The organism is Pseudomonas sp. Marseille-Q5117 (assembly GCF_946901175.1).
Taxonomy (GTDB): Bacteria; Pseudomonadota; Gammaproteobacteria; order Pseudomonadales; family Pseudomonadaceae; genus Aquipseudomonas; species Aquipseudomonas iranensis.
On the sequence record NZ_CAMPPP010000028.1, the window covers coordinates 1 to 22,719 of the forward strand.

Sequence of the window (22,719 nt, forward strand, 5' to 3'; positions counted from 1 at the left end):
CTACACAGGTGCTCGTGATGCTCAGCCGCAAACTCGCCCGCATAGCATTCGCCCTGATGAAAAACCAGAGCGAATATCAATCGAAAGGGGCAGTTATCGCTTGAGGACAACCATAGAATCTCCCACACTGATACGGGGCAGATCGACCATCTTCATCGCAACCCAAATCCCTGTGGGAGCGAGCCTGCTCGCGAAGGCGGCGGCACATTCAACATCGTCATCGCCTGAAACTGCGCTTTCGCGAGCAGGCTCGCTCCCACACTGATACGGGGCAGATCGACTATCTTCGTTGCAACCAAAGTCCCTGTGGGAGCGGCTTGCCCGCGAAGGCAGTGGCACATTCAACATCGTCATTGCCTGACACTGCGCTTTCGCGAGCAGGCTCGCTGCCACGAAGGTCAGTGGAAATCGCGGCTCTGCACGTGAATGCCATTGAGCAGCGGGCTCAGGTCGCTCATGCGGCCGGCGATCAGGTGCCGCACATCGCCTTCGCGTTCCCAGCGGCCGTCGACCTTGAGCAATTGCGAACCCACCAGCACTTGGCGCTGACGCTCGGCCAGGTCACGCCATACCACCACGTTGACGTTGCCGAACTCGTCTTCCAGAGTCACGAACGTCACGCCACTTGCCGTACCGGGGCGCTGCCGGCCGGTGACCAGACCAGCGACACTGACCGGCCGGCCATGTTCGATATCCATCAATTCCCGCGAGCTGCGGCAGCGCCGGGCCTGCAACTCGCCACGCAGCAATGCCAACGGGTGCGGCCCCAGGGTGGTGCCCACCGTGGCGTAATCGGCATGCAGGTCTTCGCCGACGCTGGGTTTGGGCAAAACAATTTTCACTTCTTCCTCGTTGGGCAGGCCGGCGAACAGGCCGAGTTGCTTCTGCACACCGGCCACTTCCCAACGCGCACGATGGCGATGCCCGGCCAGGCCACGCAAAGCGCCGGAGTCTGCCAGCAAGGCCTGCGCGCGACTGTCAAGAGCGGCGCGCTCGCCCAAATCGGCAACATCGGCAAACGCCCCGTGGCGGCGCGCGGCTTCGATGCGCCGTGCGTCCTCTTCGCGAAAACCCTTGATCATGCGCAGGCCCATGCGAATCGCCGGTTGCCCGGCACTCAAAGGTTCGAGGCTGCAATCCCAGTCGCTGGCGCGCACGTCCACCGGACGGATCTGCAATTGGTGCCGGCGCGCGTCCTGCAGAATCTGGTCCGGGCTGTAAAAGCCCATCGGCCAACTGTTGATCAGCGCACAGGCGAACGCAGCCGGTTCGTGGCATTTGAGCCAGCAACTGGCGTAGGTCAACAAGGCGAAACTGGCGGCGTGGGATTCGGGGAAGCCGTAACTGCCGAAGCCTTTGATCTGCTCGAAGATCTGCGCAGCGAATTCCGGTGTGTAGCCGTTCTTTTTCATGCCGGCGGCGAGGCGTTCCTTGTGCGGATCCAGTCCGCCATGGCGTTTCCAAGCTGCCATCGAGCGGCGCAACTGATCGGCCTCTCCGGGGCTATAGTCGGCAGCGACGATGGCGATCTGCATGACCTGTTCCTGGAACAACGGCACGCCCAGGGTTCTTTTGAGTACGACTTCGAGCGCCGGCGACGGATAGGTTTCCGCCTCTTCGTTATTACGTCGGCGCAGATACGGATGAACCATGCCGCCCTGAATCGGCCCGGGGCGGACGATCGCCACTTCAATCACCAGATCGTAGAACGTCTTCGGTTTCAGACGCGGCAGCATCGACATTTGCGCCCGCGACTCGATCTGGAACACGCCGACGGTATCGGCGCGACTGATCATGTCGTAGGTCGGTTTGTCTTCGCTGGGGATCGTCGCGAGGGTCATATCCAGATCGCGATGCCGGCGCAGCAGGTCGAAGCAGCGGCGAATCGCGCTGAGCATGCCCAAGGCGAGGATATCCACCTTGAGCAGGCCGACCGCATCGAGGTCGTCCTTGTCCCACTGAATGATGGTGCGGTCGGCCATCGCCGCGTTTTCGACCGGCACCAAGGTGTCCAGCGGCTGCTCGGAAATCACGAAGCCACCGGGATGCTGCGACAGATGCCGGGGGAAGCCGATCAGTTGCCCTGTCAGGCTCAGTACCCGGCGCAGAACCGGGCTGTCCGGATCAAAGCCACCTTCGCGCAAGCGTTCCAGCGGTGGCGTCTCATCGCTCCAGCGGCCGCAGCAATCGGCCAGCGCGTTGATCTGATCCGGCGGCAGCCCCAAGGCCTTGGCAACATCGCGCACGGCGCCGGTGGCGTGGTAGGTGCTGACCACCGCCGTCAGCGCCGCACGCCGCCGGCCGTAACGGTTGAACACGTATTGCAGGACTTCTTCGCGGCGCTCGTGCTCGAAGTCGACATCGATGTCCGGCGGCTCGTTACGCTCCTTGGACATGAAGCGTTCGAACAGCAGCGTAGTGCGATCCGGATCGATCTCGGTGATGCCCAAGGCAAAACACACCGCCGAGTTGGCTGCCGAACCGCGCCCCTGACAGAGGATTTTCTGCTCGCGGGCAAAGCGCACCACGTCGTGCACGGTGAGGAAGTAGCTTTCGTAGCCGAGTTCGGCGATCAATTGCAGTTCGTCGTCGATCTGCTTGAGCACCTTGGCCTGAGGCCCTTGCGGCCAGCGCCAGGCAATGCCCTCCTCGGTCAGATGGCGCAACCAGGAACTGGCACTGTGGCCCTCGGGCACCAGCTCTTTCGGGTACTGATAGCGCAGCTCGCTCAGATCGAAGATGCAGCGTCTGGCCAGTTTTAGCGACGCTTCGAGCAAGTCCGGCGGATACAGGGCGCGCAGCTCATCGAGGCAGCGCAAATGCCGCTCGCCATTGGGATGCAGGCGCAAACCTGCTTCTGCCACCGGCACGTGATGACGGATTGCAGTCATGGTGTCCTGCAAGGCACGGCGCCCCCGGGCGTGCATGTGCACATCGCCGCTGGCCACGGCTGGAATCTGCCACTCTGCCGCCAGAGCCAACAATGCCGCGAGCCGCTGTTGATCGTTCTGCCCGCGATGAAGTTGCACCGTGAGCCACAGGCGGTCGCCGAAGGTTTGTTTCAGCCAGCGCCCTTCTTCCCGGTCATCCACTGAATCCGGCACCCACAACACCAGCAAACCCGGCAGCGCTTCGGCGAAGTCTTCGCGCAGCACCCGATACTGGCCTTTCTGCGTACGCCGCCGGGCCTGGGTGATCAAGCCGCACAGGGCCTGATAACCGGCAAGGTTTTCCACCAGCAGCACCAGTTTCGGGCCGTTGTCGATGCGTATCTCGCTGCCGATGATCAACGGCAACTCGACGGACTTCGCCGCTTGCCACGCACGAACAATGCCGGCCAGGGTACATTCGTCGGTGATCGCCAGCGCCTGATAGCCGTGCTTTTTCGCCCGCTGAAACAGTTCCAGCGCGCTCGAGGCTCCGCGCTGGAAACTGAAGTTCGACAGGCAATGCAGTTCGACGTAATCGGCACTCATGCGAACCAGCCCTGCAGCCACAGCGGACCGCCCTCACCCACCGCCCGCCAGGCCCAGCCCTGCTGACCGGCGCGGTTCTGGATCAGGTAGTAATCACGCCGCACGTCGCCACCGTCCCACCAACCGGATTCGATGCGCTCCGGCCCCATGAGAATCCGCGCCGAACCTTCCGGCACGCTTTGCGGTTCGTTGAGCAGCCAGCCCGGACGCTGCACGCTGGGCAACCCCGTGCAAAGGTGTTTATCGGCAGCGTTCTGCCACGCGCACTCAGGGCGATGATCGGCCTGAAAGCGCAGCCCCTGCACCGCGTCATCACCCAGCCGTGCGCGCAGACGTTCGCGCAATTGCTTCCAGGGCAAGGTCTGCTGCGGGCGGTCGTCGAACAGCTCCTGATACTGCGGAACGAAACTCGGCAGGTCTTCGGCGCGCAAGCGAAAACCACGCACCGGTGCTTCGACCTGGACTTGCTCCAGCCGGCCACGGGCCAGTTCGAAGAGCATCGCCGCGTCACGCTCGGCGCTGAGCAGGCCGACCTTGATCACTGTGTCCGGCAGCCCGGCGTGTTCCAGAAGCAAATCGAAACGCTGCACGCCACTGTCGCGCCCGCAGAGGAACGCCGACAGGTCGCCGGTCAAGCGTCGTAACGGGAACAGCAAGGCTTGATGGGATTGCACGTCGAAATTCAGTTCGATGCGGATATCGAAACGGTCGGGCGGCAGATAGAACGCCAGCGCCAGAGGGCGTGCGCCGAACAGCGTGTCGAGGTGCTTGAGCATCTGCGCTTCGAAACGCCGGGCCAGTGCCTGGCGTGGCAGGCTTTGCACCTGACTGAGATTGCGCAGGCCCATGCGCGACAACGCTGTGGCGACATTCGGCTCCAGCCCGACGCGGTCGACCGGCAATTGCCCGAGATGATGCTGCAAAGCCTCACCGTCCGGCACCACCAAGCCATCGTAGGCATTGGCCAGCACTCGCGCAGCCACCGGGTTCGGCGCGGCGACGATGCGATGACGAAAGCCCAGATCTTTCAGTTCTTGACGCAGGCGTGCTTCGAATTGCGGCCAGGTACCGAACAGTCCGAGGCTGGATTCGATCTCGAACACCACGGTACGCGGATAATGCACGCTGACTTGCGCGCTGAAACGATAGGCCCATGCGGCGAGAAACTGCTGCCAGTGCTCGACCTCGGCCACCTCATAATCGGCGGTGGCAAAGCCTTTGCTCATGGCTTGCGCGGCGGTCATCGACATGCCGGGGCGCAGGCCGAGTTTGCGTGCCGCCGGATTTACCGCTTGCAGCACCCGCCGCTGGGCCGGGCCGCTGAGCAGGACCAGCGGCTCTTCAGGGTCGGGCCGCTGACGCAGTACGGCGTCGAGGGCCAATTGCGGAAACAGGATACATACCCAGCGCATGACAATCAGTGCCCCACGGCAAAGGCAATCGGCGTAGCACGCGCCAGGCCGCCACGGCATTTGAGTACGCGTAGCTGCGCCGGTTTGGCATCGATGGCAATCCGTAACGCTGCCGGTGACGGGTTGACCGCTTCGCTCAACGGGCGCCAAGCAAAGGCCAGGGTCTGGCCGGTTTCCGCCGCTACCTGCAAACGCCGCAAGGCTCGGTCATCGGCCTTGTTCGGCCAGCACAGCACCGCGCCGCAACTGCCCGAGCGCAGGCATTGCTCCGCCGCCCACAAGGCATCGCGTTCGCTGGCCTGAATCACCGACAACTGGCGCAGATCGACTCCGGCATTGGCCCAGGCCTGCGGGTACGGCACGAACGGCGGCGCCACCAGAACGATGCGCTCACCCGCCGCGGACAATCGCGCCAAGGTTGGCCAGACCAGTTTCAACTCGCCGACACCGGGGCCGGCCAAGAGAATTTCACTCAATGCCGCTTCCGGCCAGCCGCCGCTGGGCAGAGCCGCGTCCAGTCCCGCATGCCCGGTCGGCTGCGGACTCGCCGCCGGTGGCGCAGGCCGGCCGCGCCAGACCTGGCCGCCATTGAACAGCGTATCCAACGCAACGACGGCGCCCATCAGCCTTGCCTCACCAGACCACAGAACACGCCTTCAATGGCCAGATCCTGATCATCACGCACGACAATCGGCTTGTACGCCGGGTTGCGCGGCAGCAGGCGCACTTCATCCCCGACCCGTTCGAAGCGTTTGATGGTGACTTCACCGTCCAGACGCGCAACGACAATCTGGCCGTTCAGCGCCTCGGGATTGCGCCGCACACCGACCAGATCGCCATCGAGAATGCCGTCTTCGATCATCGAGTCGCCCTGCACCCGCAGCATGTAATCCGGGGTGCGGGAGAACAGCGCCGGGTCGAGCAGCAAGCGGTTATGGATGTCGGCATCGGCACCAATCGGTGCGCCGGCGGCCACGCGACCGAGTACGGGAATCTCCAGCAGCTCCGGACGCGGTGGCTGACCGAGCAGGCGAATGCCCCGGGCCTGATGCGGGTTGACCTCAATGAAACCGGCTTCGGTGAGCGCCAGCACATGCTTGCGCGCTACGCTGCGCGAGGCAAAACTAAAAGCCTCGCTGATTTCAGCGAGGCTTGGGGGCTGACCGTGTTCGGCGATGCGATCGCGGATGAAGGTCAGGATGGCGGTACGGCGGGGAGTCAGATTGGTCATGGAGTACATTTGTACTCCTGTGGGAAATTCCCTGAAAAAACCCGCCAGTCGGCGCAAGCCGACGCAGGAGCTGCAATCAGAACAATCTGTGAACACAGTCTCTGTGGGAGCGAGCCTGCTCGCGAAGGCGTCGGCACATTCATTATCATCGTCGCCTGACACTACGCTTTCGCGAGCAGGCTCGCTGCCACAGGGGGCCAGGAAAAGTCAGGAATCCAGTTGCGCCAGGTACTCCCACGGGTAAATCCCGCGCTGATGGCCATCGCTGAATACCAGTTGCACGCCATACCCCTGCGGATTGACCTCGATCAGGCGCACGCGATCATCAATCAGCGGCGTGACGCCGCGCAGGCGAAATGCGCGGCATTGCGAGCATGGGCACTGCCGGCGCAGATCGGCATGCGTGAGCAACGATTCGCGCCCGTCCGGCCAGCTCAGGCGCAACGTGCGTGCACTCTGCGAGTTGCCCACCGCCAGCGGACTCATTGCAATTGACTCAGAGCGATGCGCACGGCTTTGCGCACTTCCGGGTCGCCGTCGTCCTGCGCTGCCTGCAACGCGGCCACGGCGCCGCGATCGTTCAATTCACCGAGGGCCAGCGCGGCTTCCTTGCGCAGATTGCTGATGCGGTGGCCGAGGGTGTCGATCAGCGCTTCCAGCGCCGGGACGAAGCGCAAGCGACCGAGGCTGCGAGTGGCGCGCAGGCGCACTTGCCAGTAATCATCGCTCAGCGCTTCGACCAAGGCCGGGCCGGCGTCGCTGTGGCCAACCTTGCCCAGCGTGGTCGCAGCTTCTTCGCGCACTTGCCAGGCAGGGTCGCGCAAAGCCTGGCGCAACGCCGGCAATACTTCGGCGCCACTGGCCAGACCGAGCGCACCCGTCGCGGCGCGGCGCACTTCGGTGTCCGGGTCGTCGCTGGCCAGGCGCGCCAGGGCTGGCAGCGCGTCGAGCTGTTTGAGCCAGCCGAGCACACCGACCGCTTCGCGACGGACATTGGCATCGGTGTCCTCCAGCGCTGCGACGGCAGCCGGCGCGGCCTCGGCGAAGCGCAATTCGCGTAACGCCCGAAAGGCGGCGATGCGCACACTGACATCGGCATGTGCGGTCCACGGCAGAATGACCCGCCCCGCCGCCGCAGTCTTGAGCAGGCTCAGACTTTGCGCCGCCGCCGATTGCACCGCGAGCGCCGGATCCGTCAGTGCTTCGCACAAGGCTTGCACGACCGCCTCATCCTCCCACGCTTCGAGCAATCGTGCGGCTTCAGCGCGGACGTCCTCGGCGGGATCCTGCCGGAGTCGATCAACCAGCCAGAGCAAACCATCCGGTTCCTCCAGATCGGCCAGATCAATCAGGGCAATGCGCCGCACGCCAGCGTCTTCAGCCGTCAGGCGCGGTTGCAGGGCGAGGATGTCTTCGTTGTCGGTCACAGCAAAAATAGAGGTCATAGGGCAAATCGCGGCAAAGGGTTTTCAGGAGGCAGGCCGAGCGGGTTGAGGCGCGGCAGCGGTCGGTCGTTGTCGTGGCGCAGCAGGTCGAGGCAATGGCGTTTCAGTCGAGCGAACTCGGGGCTGGTCACCAGCTCACTGGTACGCGGGCGTGGAAAGTCCAGACGCAGGTCTTCGATGATTCGCCCTGGTCGCGCGCTCATTACCAGCAAGCGATCGGCTAGAAACAGCGCCTCGTCGATGTCATGGGTGACGAAAACCACCGTGGTGCGGATGCGCGTCCAGATGTCCAGCAGCAGCTCCTGCATGTTCAAGCGGGTCAGCGCATCCAGCGCGCCGAACGGCTCGTCCATCAGCAACAGGCGCGGTCGATTGACCAGCACCCGGGCGATCTCCACCCGCTGCTGCATGCCTCCGGAAAGCTGATCCGGCCAGCGTTCGGCAAAGCCTTCGAGGCCGACCAGTTTGATGATGTCGTCAGCGGCGCGACGGCGCTCAGCCTTGCCGACGCCGCGCATCTTCAGGCCGAAGGCGACGTTGTCGCGCACCGTGCGCCACGGGAACAGCGTGTGGTGCTGAAACACCATGCCGCGCTGCGACGACGGGCCGGCTACCGCGCTGCCGTCGACTTTCAGGCTGCCGGTACTGGCATTCAGGTGTCCGGCCAGGGCGCCGAGCAAGGTCGACTTGCCGCAACCGGACGGGCCGAGAATGCACACGAACTGGCCGGGTTCGATCTGGCAATCGAGGCCCTGCACCGCTTCGAAGGCTTCGCGGCCCTGGCCGAGGACGATGGACAACTGGCGAATGTCGATCCGCCCTTCCGCGGTTTGCATCACGCTCATCAGGCTTTGCCTCGCGGTCGATGCCAAGGCGTGAACAAGCCGCCCAGGCGTTTGATCAGCCAACTGCTGCCCATGCCCAACACGCCGATCAGGAGCATGCCGACGACAATATCGGCGTAGTTCTGAATGGTGTAGGACTCCCAGGTGTAGTAACCGATACCGAACTGCCCGGAGATCATTTCCGCCGTCACCAGGCAGAACCACGACGTGCCCATGCCGATCGCCAGGCCGGTAATGATGCTCGGCGCAGCGCCCGGCAGAATCACCTCCCGCAGAATCGCCCGACGCCCTGCTCCGAGGCTTTTTGCCGAGGCGATCAGGCGTGGATCGACGCCTTCGACGCCGTGCACGGTGTTGAGCAGGATCGGGAACAGCGCGCCGGTGAAGGTGATAAAGACCATCGACAATTCCGAGGATGGAAACATCAGGATCGCCAGCGGAATCCACGCCACGGCGGGGATCGGGCGCAGGACCTCCAGTGGTGGCAGCAGAATGTCTTCGGCCCATTTCGACCGGCCGATGGCCAGGCCCAGGGCGATGCCGATGATCAGTGCCGCTAGGTAGCCGGCGAAAACGCGGCCGAGGCTGCTGCTCAGGTGCTGCCAGAGTTTGCCCGAGTCGCCCAGGCCCAGCGCGGCTTCGATGACCGCCAAGGGAGTTGGCACATTGGCGAAGGTGACCAGGCCGAGGTTCCAGTGGTGGCTGGCGGCGAGCTGCCAGAAGAGCAGGCAGAGCAGCAGTGAGGCGGCTCTTGATGTCCAGCGCAACGGTGTTTTCATAGTCCGGTTTCCAGTTCGGGTTCTGTGTGATGGCTGAGATTTACCCCCTCACCCCAGCCCTCTCCCCCAGGGGGGCGAGGGGGAAAGGGAGCCGATTGGCGTGCTTTTCACGACCTGAGTTCGACTCGGTACTTCACGTCGGCGTATCTCTCACCAACAACTGGGTCAGTCCCCTCTCCCTCCGGGAGAGGGTTAGGGTGAGGGGCTTTTGATCTTCAGCGCGCGGCAACGGCTTGCGCAGCGGCATCGCTAAAGTCGAACACCTTGCCACCCTGCCCCGCAGCGTATTGCTGGGCCTGGCCCTTGAGCAGAAATGCGCTGAGGCGGCCCTTGGCGTCGCTGGCAAACCACGCCTGTTCAGCGAGCAACTTGATCCCGCTGTCACTGGCCTGCGCATACACCGCGCGAATGTTCTTGCCCTCCTGCTTCAACCCTGCCAACGCGGTGAACGCCGCTTCAGCCGAGCCATAACGGCGGACTTTTTCCTCGCCACGCACCCAGATTTCCGCGACACGGCTGAGGTCGGTGATGGCTTTGCCCGTCGCCGCATCCACACCCGGCAATGGCGTCTGCGCGTAGTTGGCCAGTTGCGCGGTGTAATCGAGGTTCGAAGCCTTGAACGCGGCGCGAATGTACTGGTCGTCGATGAAGCTGTTCAGGTCGAGCCCGCGATCGGCTTTCTTCAGCAGCTTCAGGGTATCGATGGCAGTACCCACAGCCTGGCGATATTCAGGCTTCCAGCTCAGGTCGCGGGTCTGCACGCCCAACGGGCCATGGAACAGGTAGTTGACCTCGGCATCGACCCCGGTGACCTTGGCGATCAGTTCGCTGTACTTCTCCGGTTCGGCGGCGAGCAGTTGGTTGGCTTCGATGCTCGCACGCAGAAAGGCGACGACGATTTCCGGGTACTTTTTGGCGTAGGCCTGATCGACCAGTGCGCCATGGAAAGTCGGCGCGTTGGCCTGAGCGCCGTCGTAGATCTTGCGGGCGAAACCACGGCTCGGGAACAGCTCGGCGAAAGGCACAAAGTCGGCGTGAGCGTCGATCTTGCCGGCCTGCAATGCCGAGCCGGCGACTTCCGGTGGCTGGGCGATGATGTTGACATCCTTGAGCGGGTCCCAGCCCTGCTCTGCCACGGCGCGCAGCAACATGCCGTGAGCCGTCGAGGCGAACGGCACCGAAATGGTCTTGCCCTTGAGTTCGCTGAGGCTTTGCACCGACGAAGCGCTCGGCACGACGATGCCGTTGCCGCTGCCCTTGATGCTGCCCGACAGCACGCTGATGAACAGGCTGTGCTTGCCCGCCGTTTCGAACGCCACACCGTTGAACGCACCGGGGAAATCGGCCATCGCACCGAAATCGAGTTTGCCGGCGACCATCTCGTTGGTCAGCGGCGCGCCACTGGTGAAATTCTTCCACTGCACGTCGTATTTCGCATCTTTGTAGGCGCCATCGTGGGGCAGGTATTTTTCCAGCAGACCGAGTTCACGGATCAACAGGCCGCCGGCGGCGCAGTTGATGGTGGTGTCCTGGGTGCCGATGGCGATGCGGATGGTTTCGGCGGAGGCCGACAAGGTGAATGAAGCCAGTACCAGACCGGCGAGTGCTGCACGCAACATGAGTGTTTCCCCTCGAATCATTGGTTTGAAGTTCGTCTCCGCCGCGATCGGGGCGCGGTGGGAAACGAGGGGTGTTTTGCATTCAGCGTCCGGGGTTCACCGGATGGCTATTGGGTAATCACAATTGCAATGTGGGAGCGAGCCTGCTCGCGAAGGCGGCGGGTCAGTCACCATCATTGTTGAATGAGTGATTGCTTTCGCGAGCAGGCTCGCTCCCACAATGGATTTGGGGTCAACGCAACAAATAAGGGATGTCGACCTTCACCGCCCCCGTCGGGCAATCCTTCTCGCACGGCATGCAGTACCAGCATTCATCGAATGCCATATACGCCTTTTGCGTGGCCGGGTTGATCGCCAGCAGATCCATCGGGCAGACGTCGACGCACACCGTGCAGCCCTTTTGCGCGATGCATTTGTCCTCGTCGACAGTGACCGGCGCGTTGGAGCGGAAGAAGATTTCCTGAGCTTGATAAGCCATGGTTCGGACTCTCTGAAAAATGATGTCTCAAGCGGCGCAGGCGCCGACCCGCAGGCGGTCGTAGGCCTGCATTTCCTCGGCGTCGAGCGGGATGATGTAGGGCTCGACGGCCTTCTTGAAACTGGTCATCTTGCCGTCCTCGCCCTTCTTCAGATGACAATGGCAGAACCAATCGGCGTCGTTGCGCTGCGGATGATCGACGCGATAGTGGTACAGGCCCCAGCGGCTTTCGGCGCGGAACAACGAAGCGCGGGCAGCCATTTCGGCGCAGTCGCGGATCACGCTGGTTTCCATCGCACGCATCAGTTCGTGAGCGTTGTTGGCCTTCATCTGCTCAAGATCACGCTCGATGTCGCTGAAGCGTTGCAGGCCGATCTGCATTTTCTTGGTCACTTTCGGCGGTTGCAGGTAGTCGTTGACGAAGCGCCGTAGCTTGTACTCGACCTGCGCCGGCGGCAGTCCGTCGGCGCGATCGAGTGGCGCGTAGACCCGGGCTTTCTCCTTGGCGATCTGTTCGCTGTCCAGTGCGGAAAACTCGCGACCGGCGACAAACTCCGCCGCGTTGTGCCCGGCGAACCAGCCGTAAGTGAACGCGCCGAGCATGTAATTGTGCGGCACCGCAGCCATGTCGCCGGCCGAGTACAAGCCCTTGACTGAAGTCTCGGCACGCTCGTTGACCCACACGCCGGACGCCGAGTGGCCGCTGCAAAAACCGATTTCCGAAATGTGCATTTCAACCATCTGCGTGCGGTAGTCGGTGCCGCGATTGGCGTGGAACTGGCCACGGCTCGGGCGCTCGTTGCTGTGCAGGATTTCCTCGATGTTCTGGATGGTTTCCTCGGCCAGGTGATCGAGTTTGAGGAACACCGGGCCGTTGCCGCTTTCCAGTTCCTGGTGAAATTCCCACATCATCTGCCCGCTCCAGTAGTCGCACTCGATGAAGCGTTCGCCCTTGTTGTTGGCGGTGTAGCCACCTAGCGGGCCGGTGACGTAGGCGCAGGCCGGGCCGTTGTAGTCCTTGATCAGCGGGTTGATCTGGAAGCACTCGAGATTGGCCAGTTCGGCGCCGGCGTGATAGGCCATCGCGTAGCCGTCACCGGCATTGGTCGGGTTTTCGTAAGTGCCCATCAGGTAGCCCGACGACGGCAGACCAAGGCGTCCGGCCGCGCCGCAGGCGAGAATCACCGCTTTCGCCTTGATCACATGGAAGTCGGCGGTGCGGCAATCGAAGCCCATCACACCGTTGACCGCGCCCTCCTCGTCGGTCAGCAAACGCGTGCAGACCAGGCGATTGGTGATGCTCACCCGCGCACGTTTCAACTGCCGATACAGGACTTTCTTGATGTCGTGCCCTTCCGGCATCGGTAGCACATAGGCGCCCATGTGGTGGACCTTTTTTACCGCGTAGTCGCCGGTCTCGTCTTTCTCGAACTTCACGCCCCAGCGGTCGAGTTGTTCGATGGTTTCAAAACTGTGCGTCGCATACGCGTAGACCGCCGCCTGATTGACGATGCCGTCGTTGGCGATGGTGATTTCCTTGGTGTACTGCTCTGGCGTCGAGTGGCCGGGAATGATCGCGTTGTTCAGGCCGTCCATGCCCATGCTGATCGCGCCGCTGCGCTTGACGTTGGCCTTGTCGACCAGCAACACGCGCAAATCGCGGTTTTTCTCCTTGGCCTTGATCGCCGCCATCGGCCCGGCCGTACCGCCGCCAATCACGACGATGTCGTATTCCTGTTCTAGAACGTTGCGGGTCATGCCTGCTCCCCTTTTTGCCGGTCGATCCGCAGGCGGTACTGGAACGCATCGCCACGGTAATAAAGGTGTTCGAAGTCCAGCGGCTGGCCTTGGGCGTCATGGGTCAGGCGCTCGATGCGCATGATCGGCGAGCCCGCTTCGACGTTGAGTGCCTGGGTCAGGTCGCTGTCAGCCAGCACTGCATCGATGGCCAGATCGGCGTGGCCAAGGGCGAGGCCGCAGTCGTTTTCCAGAATCAGAAAGATGTCGCGAGTGACCAGGTCGGCCTTCTCCAGCCGTTCGCCGACCGCTTTGGGCAGGTAGGTGATTTCCAGTGAGATCGGCTCGCGGTTGATCAGGCGCACGCGTTTGATTTGCGCGACGGTCTCGCCTTCGGCCACTTGCAAACGCTCGGCGACGCGCTTGTCCGCCGGAATGAATTTGAAACTGCGCAGACGGTTGATCACTTCGTAGCCGCGCCCGGTCATCGACTCGGCGAGACCTTGCAGGCTGCTGACGTTCTGAAAGGTTTTCGGCTTGGCGACGAAGGTGCCCTTGCCGTGGATCTTGAAGATCAGGCCTTCCTTTTGCAGATCACCGAGTGCCTGGCGCACGGTGATGCGGCTGACTTTGAACAGCGCACCGAGTTCGCTTTCGGAAGGCATCTGACTGTCTTGCGGGTATTCACCGTCGAGAATCCGCGCACGCAGGACGTCGCGCAGTTGGGTGTGCAGCGGAACGCTACTGAGGGAGAGAACGTTATCGGTCATCGCGGGATCACTTGTTATAACGAGTTATGACGTGATCTTAGAGAGGTTATGACGAGATTGAGAAATATTGTTTGGGCATAACCTTAGATGCGCGTTGCGCCGGGAGACCTGTGGGAGCGAGCCTGCTCGCGAACGCGGTGTGTCAGTCACCAAAATACTGACTGACAGGATGCTTTCGCGAGCAGGCTCGCTCCCACAAGGGGTCGTGGTCTATTCAACGTTTGAGGATCTCGTCCATTACCCAATCGGTCTTGACGGCTTGCTCGGCCACGGCGGGATGCTGTGAATCACCCCGAATATGCGCATTCATCCCCAGCACGTGGTGCCACTGGATATGCTCGTGATGGGCAATCTCCAGGCTGAGCTGCTCCTCGGCAAAGAGCTGTACCGGATGCTCGTCGAACACCGAAAACCCGATCCGCCCTTGGCTGCCGATAATCTCGACGCGATCCTCGCGCCGATCCGCAACAAAGTTCCAGCAGCCCATGCCCAGCGCTCCGGAAGCGAACCGCCAAGTGGCGCTGACCGCATCTTCCGCCGCGTACAGACCCGCCTGACGCGCGGTGAAACCGGCGATTTCAACGATGTCGCCAAGCAGATACTGAAACAGGTCCAGGCCATGGCTGGCCAGGTCGGCAAAGTAGCCGCCGCCCGCCACCGCCGGATCGGTGCGCCAATTCTCCCGACCTTCAAGATCAGCCGGCGACGGTGCTTTGGTCAGTGTCCAGCTCAGATGGCGGACATCGCCGATGCGCCCCTCCTCCAGCCATTGCCGCACCTGAGCGAAGCGCGGCAGCGAGCGGCGGTAATAGGAGACGAACAGGTGCAGACCGGCAGCGGCAAACGCTTGCTGCATCTCGCGGCTTTGCCCGGCGTTGAGCGCCATGGGCTTTTCCACGCAGCAATGCTTGCCGGCGGCGGCGACTTTCAGGCTGTAGGCATGGTGGCTGTCGGGCGGCGTGGCGATGTACACCGCGTCGACTTCGGGATCGTTGATCAGCGCATCGACATCGGTATAGACGCGGCTGATGCCGTGGCGCGCGGCGTAGTCGGTCACCGCTTCGAGGCGTCGGCCCATCACTGCGACCAGTGCCGAACCGGGCGCCTTGTAAAAGGCCGGTCCGCTCTTGCGTTCAGCGACACTGCCGCAACCGATCATGCCCCAGCGCACCACTTTCATAGGCAGTCCTCAGCCGATGCGCAGCGCGCGCAGATCAAGGCGTCCGTCCTTAAGCGGCGGGCACCAGTAGTAGCCGCCGGTGATCGGCCGACTGATCTGGTACAAGCCATCGGCAATACCGTCCTCCAGGCCGCTCATGCGCCGCAGCTGTGCTTCGAAGGCATCCAGCGAGAAACCGAAAGCGAGGAACATCAAACCGGCGCGATCGCCTTCAATCCATGGCATCGAGCGGCGCACGACGAACGCTTCCGGCGCGAAGCTCTCTTGCGCGGTGCGTTTGACGTGGGCGGAGATCGGCGCGTCGTCGATTTCTTCGTTATCGCTCAAGCGCCGTCCCATGATGTCGTCCTTGGCGCCGGCAGACAGGCGATGAAAACCCTTGAGGTCGTGCTGCCACTGCTGGATCGCGGCGAAGCTGCCACCGACCAGTCCGTCTGCGCCGGAGCTCAGCAGCGCGGCGGCGACAGCGGCGTCATCGTGGGGGTTTTCCGTGCCGTCTTCGTAACCGGTGAGGTCGTGGCCGTCCATGTGGCGGAAGGCTTCCTGCATCTCGACCAGACGCAAGGCCGGGGCCAGCGCGGCTTCGATAGCGTTGCAGCGGTTGAGCAGTTCACCCCGGTCAATACCGTGCAACCAGATCCACAGGGCATGCTGGGTCGACGGGTTGTTCACGCCAACGCCGGTCAGCGCGGGGAAGCTGCGCAGGCCAGCGATTTCGACATTCAGCGCCTTGGTCAACGACTCACCAAAACCAACCACCGCCGACTTGCCATCCACCAGCATCAGCAGGCTGTCGATCGCTTGTGGCAAGGCTTCAACCGACGCCAGGGCGAAAAACAGATGACGTGCTTGCGCAGGAACAGGGGTAGCGAGAATGCCCGGCTGGTAGTAACTCATGTGAACTCCTTGAAAAAGTGCGCGGAGTTTACCTGTAGCCGGATCGTTTGTGTGGGTGGCGAGAGCGTCGTCGTTCAGCGTTCAACGCCTTCGATCAACGCCTTCAAAGCCAGCGCATCGGCGGTGGCGGCACCGCTGGCGGTGTTGTCGAAGATGCACCAGATGTCTCTGCCGTCGGCCTTCGCGCGCCGCAGGTTCTGAGCAAGCTGGTGCAGATAGGCCGCTTCATAAGCGCTGTGATAAATCCGTGGCGAGCCGTGCAGGCGCCAATACTGCAGGCCTTGCCAGCCACCCGGTGCGGTGTCGCTGCTGATCCGCGAGGGATCGACCACCGCCTGAGCAATTTGCAACTCCAACAGCACTGCCTCAGCCTCAGTCCACGATTCGTGTCGTGGTTCCAGCACCACACTGCCCTTGAACCGCTCGCGCAGGGCATGAAAAAACGCCTCGGCCACCGGCGCATCGAAGGCAAGTTTGGGTGGCAGTTGCACCAGCAGGCAACCGAGTCGATCAGCCAAGCCCTGGCACTGGCCGAGAAACTCATCGAGCGCGGCCGCGCTGTCCGCCAGCCGCTGTTCATGGGTGATGAGCTTCGGCACTTTCACGGCGAAGCGAAAGTCCGGCGCTACCGAGTCGGCCCAGCGTTCGTAGGTCTGACGCCGATGCGGGCGGTAGAACGAGCTGTTGATTTCCACACAGTTGAAGCGCGCGGCGTAGCGTTGCAGGTGCGTGCCTTCGGCGGGGAATGCCGGCCAGTGCTCGCGCCCGAGACTCCAGCCGGCGCAACCGATGTAGATGGTTGACTCGTTCAAGCGCACACCGTCATTTCTTCCCGGGCAACACGGCGCCCAACACCTGCTTGGCGGTCTGCACGATCACCCCGGCTTCGTCCGGATCGCCCTTGAGCAGGGTCGTGGCGAATTTCTTCGCTTGCTCAAGCTTGATGTGCGGCGGCAACGGCGGCACGTTCGGGTCGGTCTTGAACTCGATCAGCACCGGCACTTCCGAGGCGAGTGCCTGTTCCCACGCAGCGGCGACCTCTTCCTCGCGATCAACGAAAATGCCCTTGAGGCCGATGGAAATCGCGAACATGTGATACGGCACATCGGGAATGCTTTGCGACGCTTCGAATTTGGGATCACCCTCCATTACCCGCTGCTCCCAGGTGACCTGGTTGAGGTCTTCATTGTTGAACACCGCGCAGATCCATTTCGGGCTCTGCCATTGCCGCCAGTATTTGGCGACAGTGATCAGCTCGGCCATGTTGTTCATCTGCATCGCGCCGTCGCCGACCAGGGCAATGACCGGGCGTTCCGGGAAGGCGAACTTGGCCGCGATCGCATAGGGCACCGCCGCGCCCATCGAGGCCAGGCCACCGGACAACGAGCATTTCATGCCGCGACGGATTTTCAGATCGCGGGCGAACCAGTTGGCGCAAGAGCCAGAGTCGCTGGTGATAATCGCCTGCTCGGGCAAACGCGGCGACAACTCGTAGACCACCCGTTGCGGATTGACTGGATCGGCTTTGGCCATGGCGCGTTTTTCCAGGGTTTTCTCCCAGCTGCTGCGCCAGCCTTCGATCTTCTTGCGCCACTTGTTCGAGGTTTTCTGTTCCAGCAAGGGCAGCAATGCGGCAAGGGTTTCCGCTGAATCACCGACCAGATTGACCTCCATCGGATAACGCAGGCTGAGCATGTCCGGCTGCAAGTCGATCTGCACGCCGCGCGCCTGGCCTTCCTTGGGCAGAAACTCGGAATACGGGAAGCCCGAACCGATCATCAGCAAGGTGTCGCACTCGCTCATCAGCTTGTAGCTGGGCTCGGTGCCGAGCAGGCCGATGCTGCCGGTGACCCACTGCAGATCGTCTGGTAACGCTGCTTTGCCCAACAGCGCCTTGGCGACGCCCGCGCCGAGTTTTTCCGCCACGGCGATGACCAGATCGGTCGCCTCCAGCGCACCGGCACCGACCAGAATCGCGACTTTCTCGCCGCTGTTCAGTACCTCGGCGGCGCGTTGCAGATCGGCGGCATAAGGAACGACTTTCGGCTTGCTGTAGCCGACGCCGGAATGCGCGGTGCCATGGGCGCGCGCCGGTTGTTCGTAAGGCAGATCCTGCAAGTCATTGGGCAGAATCAGCGCGGTGACGCGGCGCTCGCCGACCGCAGTGCGCACCGCGCGATCAAGCAGATGGCGCACTTGCGATGGCGCCGAAGCCTGCTGCACAAACGCACCGGCGACATCCTTGAACATCGACACCAGATCCAGCTCCTGCTGGTAGTGACTGCCCAGCGCCGTACGCGCCTGCTGACCGACAATGGCCAGCACCGGCATGTGATCCATGCGCGCGTCGTAGAGGCCGGTGATCAGGTGCGAGGCGCCGGGGCCGGAGGTGGCGATGCACACGCCCAGCTCGCCGGTGAACTTGGCGTGGGCCGAGGCCATGAACGCAGCCATTTCCTCGTGCCGTGCCTGAACGAATTCGATCTTGCCTTTGGCCCGGCTCATCGCGCCGAACACGCCATTGATGCCATCCCCCGGATAGCCAAAAATCCGCGTCACGCCCCATTCGCTGAGCCGCTCAACCAGAAAATCACCAACTGTCATCGTCATCTTGACCCTCGCCATTTACCGCTGCATGGACATATAAGGGTCTGGACAGCCCGCTGCGCGATGAAGTTTCGCTGGATTTTCCGGGCATCAACTTCGGCGCCGTGTTTGCGCGGCAATGATTTTTGAGGCGTACGCCCTGCTCTGTGGTCGATTGAGAAATGATCGAAGGAGGATGGGCCATGACTGAAGTACAAACCCTGCTGCTGCAACGCAATGACTGGGTGCCGAACAATCCGCGTCTGCCAGTGCTGATCTACCGCAGCGCGATCGCCGTTGAAGGCGACGATCCGGCGGCGCGCTTCGAGCAGACCTTCGGCGCCAATGGCTGGCCGGCGCAGTGGCGCTACGGCATTTACGACTATCACCACTACCACACTGAAGGCCACGAAGTGCTTGGCGTGGCGGCCGGTCAGGCGCGGTTGATGTTGGGCGGGCCTGACGGGCAAGCCGTCGACGTCAGCGCCGGTGATGTACTGTTGCTGCCGGCGGGGACCGGGCACTGCAATCTGGGCTCGAGCGAGGATTTTCTCGTGGTGGGTGCTTATCCGCCGGGGCAGCAGGCGGATATTTGCCGGGCCGCGCCGAGTGATGCGCAGTTGGCGCGGATTGCGGGGCTGGCGTTTCCTGAGACAGATCCGGTGCAGGGAGTCGGGGGTGCGGTTGGGCAGTATTGGAGCCGTTAGGCGCGGCGACCCTGCCGACGCTTTCGCGAGCAGGCTCGCTCCCACAATGAATACGGGTGAACCCTGTTTCTCTGTCCAATACATACCCCTGTGGGAGCGAGCCTGCTCGCGAAGGCGGCAGATCGGTTTGCATCATTCAATATGAATAACCGCACTCACCGCTGGCACCCGCCGGAAATTTTCCCTACGGTGTCTACCTGTTCTCTCCCAGCATCGACGAGGTCCGTTTCATGAGCAAAGCGTCTTACGTTCCGCCCAAGGTCTGGAAACACGAAGCTCCTTCCGGCGGCCACTTCGCCAGCATCAACCGGCCGATCGCCGGGCCGACCCACGATAAGGAACTGCCGGTCGGCAAGCATCCGCTGCAACTGTATTCGCTGGCCACGCCCAACGGTGTCAAAGTCACCATCATGCTCGAAGAGCTGCTCGCACTCGGCCACAGCGAGGCCGAATACGACGCGTGGCTGATCCGCATTGGCGAGGGCGATCAGTTCTCCAGCGGCTTTGTCGAAGTCAACCCGAACTCGAAAATCCCGGCGCTGCTGGATCGCAGCGTCGAGCCGCCGATCCGGGTGTTCGAGTCCGGTTCGATCCTGCTGTATCTGGCGGAAAAGTTCGGCGCCTTGTTGCCCAAGGATCCGGCCGGTCGCACCGAAACCCTCAACTGGCTGTTCTGGCAAATGGGCTCGGCGCCGTACCTGGGCGGCGGTTTCGGGCACTTCTACGCGTATGCGCCGGAGAAGCTCGAATACCCGATCAACCGCTTCACCATGGAAGCCAAACGTCAGCTCGATGTGCTCAACCGCCGTCTCGCCGACAACGCCTATCTGGCCGGCGACGATTACACCATCGCCGATATCGCCGTATGGCCCTGGTATGGGCAACTGGTGCGCAACAACGTTTACTCGGCGGCGGAATTTCTCGCGGCGCATGAATACACCCATGTGCAGCGCTGGGCCGAAGAAATCGCCAAGCGGCCAGCGGTCATCCGTGGGCAGCGAGTGAATCGCACCTGGGGTGATGAAGACAGTCAGGTGCCGGAGCGGCATGAGGCGAAGGATCTGGACTGATTTCAGAAAAAACGCATAACCCTGTGGGAGCGAGCCTGCTCGCGAAAGCGGAGTATCAGACAACGAACCCGTTGAATGACCCACCGCCTTCGCGAGCAGGCTCGCTTCCACATTTGCCTGCGAAAGCCATCAAATCCAATTGTGAAAAAATCATTAACTAACTGACTCGTACGGGTTTATTCCCCCGGAAACTTCCGACATACTAATGCGAATAATTCTTACATGCACTCGCATTAGTTTCGTTTGGGTAAATCTTGGGGAAGCAGATAGATGTCGTTTCACACCATTCACCGCCGCTCGAACCTTTCACCTAACCTCCTCGCAATCGCCATCGGCATGGCCAGCATCGCTCCTGCGTTGGCTGAAGAAACCGCAGCCACTGCGCCCGCCAATGGCCCGCTGGAACTGCAAGCGACCGAAATCGGCGCCACGCAGATGAGCAGTACCACCGAAGACACGCAGTCCTACACCACCGGCCCGATGCAGACCGCGACCAAGCTGTCGCTGACCATGCGCGAAACGCCGCAGGCGGTGACGGTGATCACTCGCCAGCGCATGGACGACCAGAACATGACCAGCGTCAACGACGTGGTGCGTGGCACGCCGGGGCTGTTTCTCAGCGAGGCCAGCGGCCCGGGGCGGCAGACTTACAAGGCGCGCGGTTTCGACATCGACAACATCATGTACGACGGCCTGCCCAGCTCGTATTCGCCGTTCACTTTGGCAGTGCAACCGAACCTGGCGATGTTCGACCGAGTGGAAATCGTCCGTGGCGCGACCGGTCTGGTCACCGGTGCCGGCAACCCGTCGGCGGCGATCAACATGGTGCGCAAGCGTCCGACCGCCGATCAGCGCGTGACCCTCACCGGCGCCGCCGGCAGCTGGGATGACTACCGTGGCGAGGTCGATGCCTCCAGTCCGCTGAACGACAGCGGCACCCTGCGTGGCCGGGTGGTGACGTCGTATCAGGGCGCCGACAGTTTTCGCGACAAGGAAGAAAACGATCACGGCCTGTTCTACGCCATCGGTGAAGCCGACCTGAGCGACAGCACCACGGCGACCCTCGGTTTCTCCCGGCAGAACGATCAGACCAACTATTTCTGGGGCGGCCTGCCGATCGGCGAAAACGGCCACCACCTCGACCTGCCCCGCTCCACCTATCCCGGTACCGATTGGGAGAACCGCAAGCTGCAAGTCGACACCGTATTCGGTGAAGTCGAACACCGTTTCGACAACGACTGGAAACTGCACCTCGGCGGCTCGACGTCGACGCTCGAGGGTGAATTTTCCGGCACGTACCTGTCGCGTTACGACGGCCCGCTGGAAACCACCGCCTACCAATCGCACCACACCGACAAGCAACGCGCCTTCGACGGTTTCGCCAGCGGCCCGTTCGAAGCGTTCGGCCGTACCCACGAATTGGTAGTCGGCGCCAGCAATCGCGTGTACGACGCCACCACCAAGGAATACGCGCCCTACGACACCGGCCTGCCGATCGCCGCGCCCAAGCCTGACTTCGTCCGTAGCGGCAAGTCGCGCAACGTCACTACCCAAGATGCGGTTTACCTGACCACGCGCTTGAGCCTGGCCGACCCGCTGACGCTGATCCTCGGCAGCCGCCTGGACTGGTATGACTACGACGATCGCAGTGCCGACGGTGACTTCAAGGTCACGCGCAACCTGACCCGTTACGCCGGCCTGATCTACAAACTCGATGACCATCACTCGGTTTACGCCAGCTACACCGACATCTTCACCCCGCAAACCCAGAAGGACCTCGGCGGCAAAGTGCTGGAGCCGATCGTCGGTGAAAACTACGAGGTCGGTATCAAGGGCGAATATTTCGACGGCGCGCTGAACGGCAGCGTGGCAGTGTTCCAGATGGACCAGACCAACCGCGCCACCCAGGCAGCGACCCAACTCGGCTGCCCGGAACTGACCTGCTACGAAACCTCCGGCAAGGTTCGCGCCCAAGGCGTGGACATGGAACTGCAAGGTGCGCTGACCGAGCAATGGCAAGTCGGCGCCGGCTACACCTACACCCGCGCCCACTACATCAAGGACGAAAACCCGGCCAACAATAACCAGAAATTCGACACCGACATGCCCGAGCACCTGTTCAAGGTCTCCACCGTGTACCGCTTCAAAGGCCCGCTGGAAAAACTGCGCGTGGGCGGCAACGTCTACTGGCAGAGCCGCATGTACAACGACATCGCCCTGGCCAACGGCGGCAGCTATCGCCTTGAACAGGGCGGCTACGCGGTCACCGACCTGATGGCCGGTTACGAGGTTAACAAGCACCTCGACCTGCAGGTCAACGCCAACAACATTTTCGACCGCAAGTACTATTCCTCGATCGGCACCGACGTGACCTGGGGCTCGACCGATAACTACGGCACCCCGCGCAGCTACATGATGACCGCCAAGTACAAGTTCTGAGGCGATAGCGCTCAGCAAGCACCACACAGGGCGCCGGGAGTTTTCCCG

Annotated in this window: 19 protein-coding genes and 1 pseudogene; 4 read left to right on the forward strand and 16 right to left on the reverse strand. The window is 62.4% G+C overall.

From position 1 onward, the window contains the following. Positions 1-104, forward strand: a pseudogene (locus OC605_RS27350) (IS110 family transposase); the annotation flags it as partial. A gap of 294 nt (positions 105-398) precedes the next feature. On the opposite strand, the gene OC605_RS27355 reads toward OC605_RS27350, so the two are convergent. The 16 genes from OC605_RS27355 to OC605_RS27430 form a co-directional block, all read right to left on the reverse strand. After that, positions 399-3,476, reverse strand: a complete 3,078-nt coding sequence (locus OC605_RS27355; protein WP_262140429.1) for an error-prone DNA polymerase — start codon at positions 3,474-3,476, stop codon at positions 399-401. Beyond that, a complete protein-coding gene (locus OC605_RS27360) occupies positions 3,473-4,888 on the reverse strand; it encodes a Y-family DNA polymerase (protein ID WP_262140430.1) in 1,416 nt (471 codons plus the stop codon). The genes OC605_RS27355 and OC605_RS27360 overlap by 4 nt, the downstream gene beginning before the upstream one ends. A gap of 5 nt (positions 4,889-4,893) precedes the next feature. Continuing rightward, entirely contained in the window at positions 4,894-5,511 is a 618-nt protein-coding gene (gene imuA, locus OC605_RS27365) for a translesion DNA synthesis-associated protein ImuA (RefSeq protein ID WP_262140431.1), read from the reverse strand. Next, positions 5,511-6,128: a transcriptional repressor LexA gene (gene lexA / locus OC605_RS27370; RefSeq protein ID WP_262140432.1), complete on the reverse strand. Its 618-nt coding sequence runs from the start codon at positions 6,126-6,128 to the stop codon at positions 5,511-5,513. Before lexA ends, imuA begins: the two co-directional genes overlap by 1 nt. Positions 6,129-6,326: 198 nt before the next feature. Next, positions 6,327-6,605, reverse strand: a complete 279-nt coding sequence (locus OC605_RS27375) for a DUF971 domain-containing protein (protein ID WP_262140433.1) — start codon at positions 6,603-6,605, stop codon at positions 6,327-6,329. Continuing rightward, positions 6,602-7,564, reverse strand: a complete 963-nt coding sequence (locus OC605_RS27380; protein ID WP_262140434.1) for a HEAT repeat domain-containing protein — start codon at positions 7,562-7,564, stop codon at positions 6,602-6,604. The genes OC605_RS27375 and OC605_RS27380 overlap by 4 nt, the downstream gene beginning before the upstream one ends. Beyond that, entirely contained in the window at positions 7,561-8,409 is an 849-nt protein-coding gene (locus tag OC605_RS27385; protein WP_262140435.1) for an ABC transporter ATP-binding protein, read from the reverse strand. Before OC605_RS27385 ends, OC605_RS27380 begins: the two co-directional genes overlap by 4 nt. Continuing rightward, positions 8,409-9,188, reverse strand: coding sequence for an ABC transporter permease (locus OC605_RS27390; RefSeq protein ID WP_262140436.1), 780 nt, complete (start codon positions 9,186-9,188; stop codon positions 8,409-8,411). The genes OC605_RS27385 and OC605_RS27390 overlap by 1 nt, the downstream gene beginning before the upstream one ends. A 215-nt stretch (positions 9,189-9,403) precedes the next feature. Beyond that, positions 9,404-10,828, reverse strand: a complete 1,425-nt coding sequence (locus OC605_RS27395; protein ID WP_262140437.1) for an ABC transporter substrate-binding protein — start codon at positions 10,826-10,828, stop codon at positions 9,404-9,406. A 211-nt stretch (positions 10,829-11,039) separates the two neighbouring features. Continuing rightward, entirely contained in the window at positions 11,040-11,285 is a 246-nt protein-coding gene (locus OC605_RS27400) for a ferredoxin family protein (protein WP_262140438.1), read from the reverse strand. A gap of 27 nt (positions 11,286-11,312) precedes the next feature. Next, entirely contained in the window at positions 11,313-13,043 is a 1,731-nt protein-coding gene (locus OC605_RS27405; RefSeq protein WP_262140439.1) for a fumarate reductase/succinate dehydrogenase flavoprotein subunit, read from the reverse strand. Continuing rightward, on the reverse strand, positions 13,040-13,792 hold the full coding sequence (locus OC605_RS27410; protein ID WP_262140441.1) for a GntR family transcriptional regulator: 753 nt from the start codon (positions 13,790-13,792) through the stop codon (positions 13,040-13,042). Before OC605_RS27410 ends, OC605_RS27405 begins: the two co-directional genes overlap by 4 nt. A 214-nt stretch (positions 13,793-14,006) precedes the next feature. Further along, positions 14,007-14,972: a Gfo/Idh/MocA family protein gene (locus OC605_RS27415; RefSeq protein WP_262140442.1), complete on the reverse strand. Its 966-nt coding sequence runs from the start codon at positions 14,970-14,972 to the stop codon at positions 14,007-14,009. 9 nt (positions 14,973-14,981) lie between these two features. Then, entirely contained in the window at positions 14,982-15,869 is an 888-nt protein-coding gene (locus OC605_RS27420) for a Dyp-type peroxidase (protein WP_125927448.1), read from the reverse strand. A gap of 74 nt (positions 15,870-15,943) precedes the next feature. After that, positions 15,944-16,681, reverse strand: a complete 738-nt coding sequence (locus tag OC605_RS27425) for a DUF72 domain-containing protein (protein ID WP_177434162.1) — start codon at positions 16,679-16,681, stop codon at positions 15,944-15,946. 10 nt (positions 16,682-16,691) lie between these two features. Next, the gene (locus tag OC605_RS27430; RefSeq protein WP_262140444.1) at positions 16,692-18,479 is read right to left on the reverse strand and encodes a thiamine pyrophosphate-requiring protein; all 1,788 of its coding nucleotides are present in this window, start codon (positions 18,477-18,479) and stop codon (positions 16,692-16,694) included. A 179-nt stretch (positions 18,480-18,658) separates the two neighbouring features. Here OC605_RS27430 and OC605_RS27435 point away from each other — a divergent pair, with 179 nt between their 5' ends. The 3 genes from OC605_RS27435 (at position 18,659) to OC605_RS27445 (ending at position 22,671) form a co-directional block, all read left to right on the forward strand. Further along, positions 18,659-19,162: a cupin gene (locus OC605_RS27435; protein WP_262140445.1), complete on the forward strand. Its 504-nt coding sequence runs from the start codon at positions 18,659-18,661 to the stop codon at positions 19,160-19,162. A 230-nt stretch (positions 19,163-19,392) separates the two neighbouring features. Beyond that, on the forward strand, positions 19,393-20,232 hold the full coding sequence (gene yghU / locus OC605_RS27440) for a glutathione-dependent disulfide-bond oxidoreductase (RefSeq protein ID WP_186569806.1): 840 nt from the start codon (positions 19,393-19,395) through the stop codon (positions 20,230-20,232). Positions 20,233-20,502: 270 nt separating this feature from the next. Further along, positions 20,503-22,671: a TonB-dependent siderophore receptor gene (locus tag OC605_RS27445; RefSeq protein WP_262140446.1), complete on the forward strand. Its 2,169-nt coding sequence runs from the start codon at positions 20,503-20,505 to the stop codon at positions 22,669-22,671. The last annotated feature ends 48 nt before the right edge of the window (positions 22,672-22,719 follow it).